Source organism: Steroidobacter sp., from assembly GCF_016790065.1.
Lineage (GTDB): Bacteria > Pseudomonadota > Gammaproteobacteria > Steroidobacterales > Steroidobacteraceae > Steroidobacter.
In genome coordinates this window covers 1-10,696 of the sequence record NZ_JAEUPY010000121.1, presented here as the reverse complement: position 1 = coordinate 10,696, position 10,696 = coordinate 1, and the positions used below count along the sequence as shown (strand labels likewise).

The 10,696-nt window shown below is 60.4% G+C and carries 8 protein-coding genes; 3 read left to right on the top strand and 5 right to left on the bottom strand.

Features of this window, described 5'->3' with window-relative positions; translation table 11 throughout:
- The 3 genes from JNL55_RS05285 to JNL55_RS05275 form a co-directional block, all read right to left on the bottom strand.
- Nucleotides 1-1,934, bottom strand: a 1,934-nt coding sequence (locus tag JNL55_RS05285) for a DUF2339 domain-containing protein (protein ID WP_293850307.1), incomplete at its 3' end; no start/stop codon positions are given.
- 76 nt (nucleotides 1,935-2,010) lie between these two features.
- Nucleotides 2,011-3,105 carry a DNA topoisomerase IB gene (locus tag JNL55_RS05280; protein WP_293850304.1) on the bottom strand — a complete coding sequence of 365 codons (1,095 nt, stop codon included), beginning with the start codon at nucleotides 3,103-3,105 and terminating at the stop codon, nucleotides 2,011-2,013.
- Between the two features lie 21 nt (nucleotides 3,106-3,126).
- On the bottom strand, nucleotides 3,127-3,291 hold the full coding sequence (locus tag JNL55_RS05275) for a hypothetical protein (RefSeq protein WP_293850301.1): 165 nt from the start codon (nucleotides 3,289-3,291) through the stop codon (nucleotides 3,127-3,129).
- 159 nt (nucleotides 3,292-3,450) lie between these two features.
- Between JNL55_RS05275 and JNL55_RS05270 the strand changes: the two genes are divergently transcribed.
- From JNL55_RS05270 to JNL55_RS05260, 3 genes are all read left to right on the top strand, one after another.
- Nucleotides 3,451-5,481, top strand: a complete 2,031-nt coding sequence (locus JNL55_RS05270) for an alpha/beta hydrolase family protein (protein WP_293850298.1) — start codon at nucleotides 3,451-3,453, stop codon at nucleotides 5,479-5,481.
- Nucleotides 5,482-5,542: 61 nt separating this feature from the next.
- Nucleotides 5,543-7,657 carry an ATP-dependent helicase gene (locus JNL55_RS05265; protein WP_293850296.1) on the top strand — a complete coding sequence of 705 codons (2,115 nt, stop codon included), beginning with the start codon at nucleotides 5,543-5,545 and terminating at the stop codon, nucleotides 7,655-7,657.
- A gap of 34 nt (nucleotides 7,658-7,691) precedes the next feature.
- Nucleotides 7,692-9,689 (top strand): C1 family peptidase, encoded by a 1,998-nt coding sequence (locus tag JNL55_RS05260; RefSeq protein ID WP_293850294.1) that lies wholly within the window; start codon nucleotides 7,692-7,694, stop codon nucleotides 9,687-9,689.
- Here the strand turns inward: JNL55_RS05260 and JNL55_RS37360 are convergent.
- Together JNL55_RS37360 and JNL55_RS05255 are read right to left on the bottom strand one after the other, a co-directional pair.
- Entirely contained in the window at nucleotides 9,619-10,137 is a 519-nt protein-coding gene (locus JNL55_RS37360) for a DUF192 domain-containing protein (protein WP_415923010.1), read from the bottom strand. The two genes, JNL55_RS05260 and JNL55_RS37360, sit on opposite strands and share 71 nt — an antisense overlap.
- A gap of 61 nt (nucleotides 10,138-10,198) precedes the next feature.
- The coding region (locus tag JNL55_RS05255) for a type II secretion system F family protein (protein WP_293850291.1) at nucleotides 10,199-10,696 on the bottom strand (498 nt) is incomplete at its 5' end.

Genomic DNA, 10,696 nt, shown 5'->3' with positions numbered 1-10,696 from the left:
AACAGCAATACCCAGCCGATGGCCCCCCATTGCGCGAACGGATGATCGAGGTTTGCCAGATGTAACAGCGCGATCAAGGCGGTCGCGACTGGCAGATAGGTCGCAGTCAGCAGCGGCAAGCGCCACTCTCGTTTCAGGCTGATCCACGCCAACATCGCGACGGTCAGCGCTACGAAACTCAGCGATGCTCCGTAGGCAGCAGAAGGCAGGAATCTGTCGATCTCGCGTAGCCCACCGAGCAACCACCACGCCACGCCCCAGAGCGTGAACACAGCGTCGGCACCGATCTCGTAGCGGGCTCGATGCTCGCGATTGCGAAACAACCAGTAACCGCTGCACACACCCGAAACGCTGAGCATGAGCGTGCCGAGATAAGCGCTGTTGAGAATCGGCAGGTCGTCGTAGTGACCGTACAGCCCAATCAAACAGCCAAAGCCGGCGCCCACCTGTAATAACGCGCCGAATGCGCGAGCCAGCTTTCTTTGCTGCCGCACGCCGAGCCACAGCAAGCCGGCGCCTTCGACGGCCCACATCGCTGCGGTCGTGCGAGAGTCGAATGCCAATGGAATGGCGAGGCTACCGAAGATGATGCCGAGCGCGGCGAACGCTTCGACCAAGAGTCGGAAGCTGTCGCGCCGGGTTTTGAACAACACCCAGCCGAGGATCAAATAGAACGCGCCGAGCGCGAACGCACTCCAGGCCATCGCATACTCGATGCGACTGACCATCGACGCATGCAATGCGAATGCGACCACCGGCAAGCCAAACACCAATGAACCGGACACGTAGCCCTTCAGATCGGGCGGCTGACGCACACAGTTCAAGATCGACACGCCGACATACATCAGGAAGAACAGGATCAGGAACGCGTCGGCCGCGAGCAGGTCGTCGGCTTCGTAGCCGTTGACGCGCCACAAGCCGGTGATCGTGAACGTGAACAAGAAGCCAAGCACGTTCAACACTTTCCAGGTGCGGAACCATGCGACTGCGAACACGCCGAGGTTGAGCACGGCGTAGTAGCTGAATAGCGCGATGTAGTTGCCGCTGCCGGTGGACACCATGATGGGCGCCAGAAAACCGCCCGCCGTGCCGATGACTGCAAGCGACAGTGCGTTCTGTCCGACCGCCAGAATGGCTGCGGCCAACGCGATCACCACCAACAATCCAAACGCGAGGCCGGTGGGTAACAAATCGAAACGGGTTGCCGCGAACACCGTTAGATACAGCCCCGCTATACCGCCGCCTTGAAGCACTTCCGAGTAAACCGCGCGTTTCTCTCGAAGCCGCCAGCCGACGATCAGCAAGGCGAAAGCGCCCACCGCGATGCCGATGAAACGCAGCTCGATGGGAAACATGCTGTGTTCGGCCGCGTACTTGGCCAGAAACGTGGCACCGAAGAACAAAATCACGATACCAATGCGCGCCAACGGATTGCCGCGCTTGAGCCAGTCGACGAACTCGCCGATCAGACGCTCGACGGCGGAAGGCTCCGGCGGCTTTGCCGGCTTTCGCGGCGGCGTCGGCGCAGTGCTGGCTCGCTCGCGAATCGCCGCAGTTGCATCTGCAGGTTGTGCCCGCGACGCAGCCTGCTCCGTAGCCGCCGGCGTTGCCATGTTCGCCAGTGCTTGCTCGGTCGCAGCGGGCGTTATCACCGTCGCTGGCTGGGCCGGAGTAGAAACATCGTCAACCGGTTGAGTCGGCGCCGGCCTGGGCTCGACGACCGCTTGCGGTCGAGCCGCCCTTATTACCTGCAACTGCTCTTGCAACGAGTGAACGCGACCGCGCAGGTAGAACACCTGAGCCAGCAGTGCGCCGAACATGGCGCCAAACCAGAAGTTCTCCAGATCCGACGTCAACGACGCACCGACCACTCCGAATAGCAGAGCGAGACCGATGGTCGATCCTTTGGAGGATGCTTGTTTTTCCGGCTGCATGCGCGCACCGCTTGAGTGCCGGACCGCGTCCCGGCGCGCGCATCTTGCTGGAGAGCCGCTCGAAGCGCAAACCAGCCTATTTAGCGGCAGCCGATTTAACTTTGGAGCGGCGTGGCCCTTTGAGCAAGGCCAGTGCCGCCAGCTCCATCCGGCGTGGTGACATGGACGTGCGTGGCACTCGCTTTTCCACGATGCCGGACTTCCATGCCTCGAAGACCACGGGATTGATATATGACTTGCGACACACGGCTGGCGTGTTACCTAACGCTTCAGCGACGTTGCGAGCCGTCGCCGCCACGCAGCCATTGAACGCGCGTTGAGTCAGCGGCTCTTTACGCGCCTGACAGGATAGAAACGCGATGGCTCTGACCGTGCCGCCCCAGGTGCGAAAATCCTTGGCGGTGAAATCGTTGTCGCCACCCATGGCCTCGCGCAAATATTCATTCACCATGCCCGAGTCCACCGGCTGGCGCTGACCGTCGTCGTCCACATATTGAAACAGCGCCTGACCCGGCAATTGTTGAATGTGCTTGATGAGGCGGGCGAGGCGACGATCATCCAGCACCACTTCATGCTGACGGCCGCTTTTGCCGCGGAAGTTGAACGACGCCCGCCCGTCACGCAGGAATTTGACGTGCTTATTTCGCAGCGTAGTCAGTCCATACGATTGGTTGGTCCGCGCGTATTCCTCGTTGCCGACGCGTATCAACGTTTCCTCGAGCAACTCGACGATGACCGCGAGCACCTTGTTTTTAGGCAAGCCGGATAACGACAGATCTTGTTTCAATCGGCGCCGCAGCTTGGGCAACTGCGCGCCGAATTCGAGCATCTTGGAGAACTTGCCGTCGTCACGAGTGGTGCGCCAATCAGGGTGATAGCGATACTGCTTGCGGCGCCGAGCATCGCGGCCGGTGGCTTGCAGATGCCCCCGCTCCTTGGTGCAAATCCAAACCTCGGTGTACGCAGGCGGAATCGCCAACTTCCGGATGCGATCCAAGATGCGCGCTTCGGTGACCCGCTTGCGATCGGGGCCCAGGTAATAAAAGCCGGTGCCGCGCTTGTAGCGTCCGATGCCCGGCTCGGCATCGGACACATACAGCAAGCCGTTGGCGCGGGCATGCTGGTGAGCCTGCACCACCGACTCGGGAAGGTCTGGCGGCAGGTCACGCACAGCCGGATTCTGGAGCGGGCGTTAAGAAGGACTGTCGGCGCGGGCGCTATGGAGCAGGCCCCAGCCGATCAGAACGACGCCGATCAATAACAAGGCATGGACCGCAAACACGGCCAGCTTGATGCCCAGCCAAAGAATGGCCCAGGCCACGATCAAGCCAATACCCAACCACACCAATGGCTTCATGAAACTCACCTCATCGCGCCGGACGACCGGCTGCCGTGAGAAAACGTTCAAAGAAACGCTTGGTTCCGCAACACCTGCTGCGAGCCTGAATTGACGCAAGATTTGACGTACGACACTCTGGCGCCCCCCATCCTCCGACAACGCTTCGAGGGAGTGCCGATGCTGAATGCCACCCTTCGTGTCCTGTGCCTCGGTCTGGCGGTGTGCCAGTTCGCGCCCTCCCTGGCGGCCGCAGCCGAGCGCCGCCAACTCACCGTCGATGACATCAATGCCGTTCGCGAGGTGAGCAGCCCGCAGGTGTCGCCCGATGGCCAGTGGGTGGCCTACACGGTACGCACCGCCGATCCGGTCAAGGACAAGGGCAACAGCCATCTGTGGATGTCGAGCTGGGACGGTAAGCAAAGTGTGCAACTGACCTACTCGGACGAAAGCGAACACTCGCCGCGCTGGAGTCCCGACGGCAAATACATCGGCTTTCTGACCGCGCGCGGTGAAGACGATCCGCCGGAGCAAGTGTGGTTGCTGGATCGGCAAGGGGGCGAGGCCAAACCATTGACCGGTTTCAACGGCGACGTGGTCGACTTCAGCTGGTCGCCGGACGGCAAGAAGTTGGCGCTGATCGTCAGCGACGAAGATCCTCGCAAACAGCGCGGCGCCGACAAGGACAAGACGCCGCCACCCATCGTCATCGATCGCTATTACTTCAAAGAGGACGTCACCGGCTATCTCGGCAGCCAACGCCAGCATTTATATGTATTCGATGTCGCCACTCGCAAGGCCGACAATCTCACGTCCGGCCGCTTCGATGAGAGCCAGCCGAGCTGGTCGCCCGACGGCAGCCGGATCGCCTTCTACAGTAATCGCAGCGAGGATCCGGATCGCAACAACGAGTTCGGGCTGTACACCATCGAGCCGCGCGCCGGTGCGAGCCCGCAGCTGATTACCAAGTTTCAGGGCGACGCCGGCGATTCCGCTTGGATGACCGCGGCGACATGGCGGCCCGATGGGCGCGAGTTGGCGTTCGTCACCGCCGGCGATCCCAAGCTCATTTTCTATTCGACCCATCATCTCGCCATCGTGTCCGCCAGCGGCGGCGCTGCACGCGTCGTTACCAAGTCGCTGGATAGAAATGTCATCGAGCCGCGCTGGTCGAGCGATGGCGCATCGATTTATTTCCTGCTCGAAGATGATCGCAACCAAGTCTTGGCGCGCATGAACGTCGGCAGCGGCAAGATCGAGCGCGTGCTCGACGGTCGGCGCGAAACCACTGACTATGATCTGGGCAGTAAAGGTCGCATCGCCTTGATCGATAGCACGGTGAACTCACCGGATGCGCTCTTCGCACTCGAAGGCAAGCAGCTGCGAGCGCTGTCTCATCACAATGACGAGTGGTTGGCGAGCGTGCAGCTCGGCACCACTGAGGAGATTTCGTTCTCCTCTAAGGATGGCACGCGCATCAGTGGATTCGTGGTCAAGCCGCCGGGTTACGTTGCCGGCAAGCGCTATCCCACGTTGCTGTGGATTCATGGCGGACCGGTTTCGCAGTACGCGAACTCTTTCACGCTGCCGTGGCAGATCTTTGCCTCGCAAGGTTACGTCGTTGTCTCATCTAACCCGCGAGGTAGCTCGGGGCGAGGTGAAGCGTTCGCGACTGCCATCTATAAGGATTGGGGCGGCAAGGATTCGGAGGACGTGCTGGCCGCTGTGGATCATGTCGTTCAGCAAGGCATCGCCGATCCGAACCGCCTCGGCGTGGGCGGCTGGAGCTACGGCGGCATCTTGACCAATGTGGTGATCGCCAAAGACACGCGCTTCAAATCGGCCACCAGCGGGGCGTCTATTTCTAACGTGCTCGCTGGGTATGGCACGGACATGTATATCCGTGAATATGAGATGGAACTCGGTGTGCCGTGGAAGGATCTCGACACTTATCTGCACAACTCGTATGCGTTCATTCATGCGGACCGCATCAAGACGCCTACGTTGTTCCTGTGCGGCGACCAGGATTTCAATGTGCCGCTACTGAACTCGGAACAGATGTACCAGGCACTACGCAGCCTCGGTGTACCAACGCAGCTGATCATTTATCCCGGACAGAATCACGGGATCCGCACACCGTCGTATCTAAAGGATCGGATGCAGCGATACCTGGATTGGCACGGCAAGTATCTGAACCCGCCGCCGACCTGAGCTCCTTCTTCTCGGCAATCAAGTCTGTTGTTATATACAGTTTTGGGCCATCATAGGCCCGATGACCAGCGCCAGCACCGCTCAGCAATCCGCCCTCGTCGCCACGTTCGGAGAAGGCTTGAACGCCGCCCAACGGCGTGCGGCCTTGTATGGCGCGCGCTCTGCAGAAGGCTTTGCCGCCGGCCCGTTGTTAATCATCGCCGGTGCTGGCACTGGCAAGACCAACACGCTCGCTCACCGAGTCGCTCATCTGTTGCTCGAAGGCGTGCCGCCCGAGCGGATCTTGTTGCTAACATTCACTCGACGTGCGGCCCAGGAAATGCTCCGCCGGGCCGAGCGCATCGCTACTCAAGCGCTGAGCAATTCGCCTCGCGCCGGCGCGATCCACATCAATGCCGCGCGGCTGCTTTGGTCTGGCACCTACCATTCCATCGGCAATCGGCTGATACGCGAGTACGCGCATGTGGTCGGGCTCGAACCCTCGTTTTCGGTGCTGGATCGGGGCGACGCGGCCGATCTATTGGACGTCGTGCGCCAAGAGCTCGGATTCGCCAAAAAGGAAAAGCGCTTTCCACGCAAGGACACTTGTCTTGCAATCTACTCGCACAAGGTGAATAGCCGCGCGCCGCTGGCGCAAACGCTACAAGAGGTTTTTCCTTGGTGCGCCGAGTGGGGCGACGATCTCAGCCGACTGTTCCGTCGCTACGTGGAACTCAAACATTCTCAGCAGCTGCTGGACTACGACGACCTGCTGCTCTATTGGCATCTGCTGGTGCAGGAACGACAGCTGGCGCTGGATATCGGTGCTCGGTTCTCGCACGTGCTGATCGACGAATATCAAGACAGCAATACTTTGCAGGCCGAGATCGTGATGGCCATGAAGCCGCAAGGTAACGGCGTCTGCGTGGTGGGCGACGATGCCCAGGCCATCTATTCGTTCCGTGCGGCCACCATCGAAAACATTCTGGAATTCCCATCGCGTTTCTCGCCGACCGCGGAAGTCATCAAGCTGGAACACAACTACCGCTCGGTGCAGCCCATTCTGGATGCCGCCAACGCGCTGATGAGCGACAGCCCGCGGCAATATCAAAAGGAACTGCGTTCGGAACGCGCCTCGTCACGCCGTCCCGTGTACGTTTCGGTTCAGGACGACAAGGCGCAATCGTTGTATGTGGTCGAGCAGATTCTGGCGGCACGCGAACAAGGCGTGGCGCTGCGCCGGCAAGCCGTGCTCATGCGCAATTCCCATCACGGCGACGTGCTGGAGTTGGAGCTGATCCGCCGCAATATTCCGTACACCAAATACGGTGGCCTGAAATTCCTCGAAGCTGCACACGTCAAAGATGTGCTGGCACTGCTGCGCTGGACAGACAATCCCAAGCATAAGATCGCGGGCTTCCGGGTACTGCAGCTGCTGAGCGGAGTCGGGCCGGCGGTCGCGGATCGCTGTTTGAAAGTATTCGAAGCCAGCGGTTATGCCTGGCCGACGCTCGCTGCTTATCGCATGCCTGTCGCGGCCGAAAGCGATTGGGCCGGATTGGTCGAGCTGGTCAACGACTTGTCGCAGGCGCGTGAATGGATTGGTCAGCTCAATCGCCTGCGTAAATGGTATGAGCCGCAGCTCGAACGCATTTATGACGCCGCCCGTGTGCGCATCGGCGATATCGAACAGCTGGAGCGGCTGTCCGGCCAATACGCGTCGCGAGAGCAATTCATTACCGAGCTGACCCTGGATCCGCCGCAAGTCAGCAGTGACCTGGCCGGCGACCCGGCTCGCGACGAGGACTATCTGATCCTATCCACCATTCATTCGGCCAAGGGTCAGGAATGGGATTCGGTGTATGTGTTGAATGTGGCGGACGGCAATTTCCCCAATGAACATGCCACCGGCCGCCCCGACCTGGTCGAAGAAGAACGCCGCCTCTTATATGTAGCCATGACGCGCGCCAAACAGGATCTGCACCTGGTCGCACCGCTCAAGTACTACATTACTCAGCAGAGCCGCACCGGCGACGCGCATGTGTATGGCGCTCGCAGCCGCTTCTTCACCGACCAGCTCATGCAACGATTCGAACAACGCGCCTGGCCAGCCACGCCCCATTCGGCCAACGCCACTGCCGCTGATACCAAAGTACGAATTGACGCTGCAGCGGCGCTACGCGCAATGTGGGACTGACTTTTTTTCCATAACAAATCATAGGGTCTTCTTTATGACCAAGCGCACGACCCGCGCGACGGCCAGTCGCGCCCGCAAGCGAGTCTTCGATGTTCGCCGTGACACCCTCGACTTCCGGGACAAGATGTATGTGCCGACGCTGATCGAGGTGCCCACCGAGCGGGAATTACAGCGCTATCGCGAGCATCGCATTCCCATCCTGAATCAAGGCTCCGAAGGCGCCTGCACCGGTTATGGCCTGGCCACGGTGGTGAACTACTTGCTGACCACTCGCAAGGTGGTGAGCGACTGCAATCCGGTCAGCCCGCGCATGTTGTACGAGCTCGCCAAGCGCTACGACGAATGGCCAGGCGAAAACTACTCGGGTTCGAGCGCACGCGGTGCCATGAAGGGTTGGCACAAACACGGGGTGTGCTCTGAAACGGTGTGGCCGTCGGCGACTGCGAAGGGCAACAAAGGTCAGCTGCTCACCGGCCTCAACGATGCGCGCACTGCTGACGCTCTGCGTCGACCGCTTGGCGCCTACTATCGTGTGAATCACAAAGATCTGGTGGCCCTGCATGCCGCCATCGCCGAAGTCGGCGTGCTGTTCGCCACGTCCAATGTGCATCAAGGCTGGGCCGAGCCCAGCGACGATGGCTTGATCGAATACTCCGACACCATGCTCGGTGCGCACGCCTTCGCCGTCGTCGGTTACGACAAGCACGGGGTGTGGATCCAGAACTCGTGGGGCGAGGAGTGGGGCAACGAAGGCTTCGCCTGCATCAGCTACGACGACTGGCTGCAGAACGCCACTGACGTTTGGGTGGCCCGACTTGGCGCCCCCATCGAGCTCAAGAGGAGCGGCTCGACGGCGGTGGCGCATTCCGCGTCAGCCGGCCAATCAGCCGCGTACTCATATCCCGACCTGCGTCCCCACATCATCAGCCTGGGCAACAACGGCGAGTTCAAAGCCGGCGGCAACTACGGCACGTCCGCCGAAGAAGTCGCCGAGTTGTTCAAGAACGAATTGCCCAAGGCCATCGACGCCAACGGCTACCAGCACATTCTGTTGTACGCACATGGTGGCTTGGTCGGTGAAACCGCGGCCGTGCAAAGGCTCGCCGACTATCGCCCCACCATGCTCTCGTCGGGCATCTATCCGTTCACGTTCATCTGGCACACCGATTACTGGACCACGGTGAAGAACATCCTGAACGATGCTTTCCAGCGTCGCCGGCCGGAAGGCGTGCTCGATGCCGCCAAGGATTTCATGCTGGATCGGCTCGACGATGCGCTGGAGCCGTTGGCACGCGTGCTCACCGGCAAAGCCGCTTGGGATGAAATGAAGGAGAACGCACTCGCTGCGACTCAGAGCAGCAAGGGCGGCGCGCGAGCCGTCGCTGGTCATATCAAGCGACTGCTGGAAAAGTTACCCAAGCAGCAGGTGCCGAAGATTCATATCGTCGGTCATAGCGCTGGCAGCATCTTCCATGCGCCGTTGATCACTGCACTGAATGACGCCGGTGTCGATGTGGAGACTTGTACGCTCTGGGCGCCGGCTTGCACGGTCGCGCTGTTCAAAGAGCACTACTTGCCGGCCATCAAGAAGAAACGCATCAAGCGATTCGCCCTGTTTGCACTTTCGGACAAGGCCGAGCAGGACGATCACTGCGCCAACATCTATCACAAGTCGCTGCTGTACCTGGTGTCGCACGCGTTCGAGAAGGAGCCGCGCATCCCGCTGTTCCGCGACGGCGAGCCCATCCTTGGCATGGAGAAATTCCTGCGCAAGGATGCGGAGCTGCAAGCCTTGTTCAAGGGCGACAACGCCGACCTGGTAATTTCACCCAACAACAAGGCCGTCAACTCCATCGACGCATCGACCGCGCTCCATCACGGCGACTTCGACGATGACGCCGCGACCGTGCGTGCAACTTTGCGAAGGATCCTTGGCGACGGTGTGCCCAAGACCGAAGCCATCAAATTCCAACGGTCGGCCTCGTCTTTGCGCGAGAGTCGAGTTCGCGCTGATAAGGCGGCGGGCTTCTGACGAACCTGGTACCGACGCTGCACTGGGCTTTAACCGGGCCGGTGCAGCGTCGATCCAACGGCAAGCGCAACGAGAATTGAATGGGCGGCGTGCGTTGGCATGGCTGCCTCAGTCGCTGCAGTTTGATCGTTGGACGCTCGCTCGGATCGTCCGGCGGAGAGTCGACGATCAGGTAGGCGCCAGTCGTCAATCTGGTCGCCGCAATCTTGCCCGCTGCGAGTTCCAATACTCGCCCCGTGCCACGGGGAGCCCTCACGATTCGCCAGGGCGGCACGCGTTCCGCCAGTGCCAGCACGCGCATCTGTCGATTCAGAAACACCACGTCGATATCGAATCGCATGCCAAGCGTGTGAATGCTGGCACCGGGCACGAGCAACAACCCTTCGTGGTCTCGAATGCAGCTATGAGCCAGCAACCCGATGCAGCGTGAGCGAAACGAACATGCCATGCGCACGTGATGCGCGATGCATCGCCCGTCGGCCGTACGTAACTCCAAGGTTTTCATTGCGTCAGAACAGGCGGAGTGCGCCGGCCTCCAGCAGTTGAATGGCGATGGGAAAGCCGATGACGATGAACGTGGTGGGGAACAGCAGCGCGATCAACGGCAACAACATCTTCACCGGCGCTTGATTGGCTAGCTTTTCGGCGCGGAGAAAGCGCTCCTGTCGTCGTTGTCGTGCTTGATCGGCCAGCACTTCGCCTAGCGAGCCGCCGGTTTGCTCGGCTTGAGCGACAGCGGCCACGAAGTTGGTTACCGCCGGCAGCAGGATTCGTTGCGCCAGACGATCCATTGCGGTTCGTCTTGAAAGCCCGGCTCGCGATTCACGGAGGTAGCGGCAGAACTCTTGTTTTACCGGGCCGTTCGGCAGTGAGTTGACGGCCTGCTCCAACGCTGCGGTGAAATTCAGACCGGCTTTCATGGCGAGCACCAGCACGTCCAGGAAGAACGGAAATTGTTTTTCGAAACGGGCTTGGCGATGCTTGGCTAGTTCGCGTAGCCGTAAATC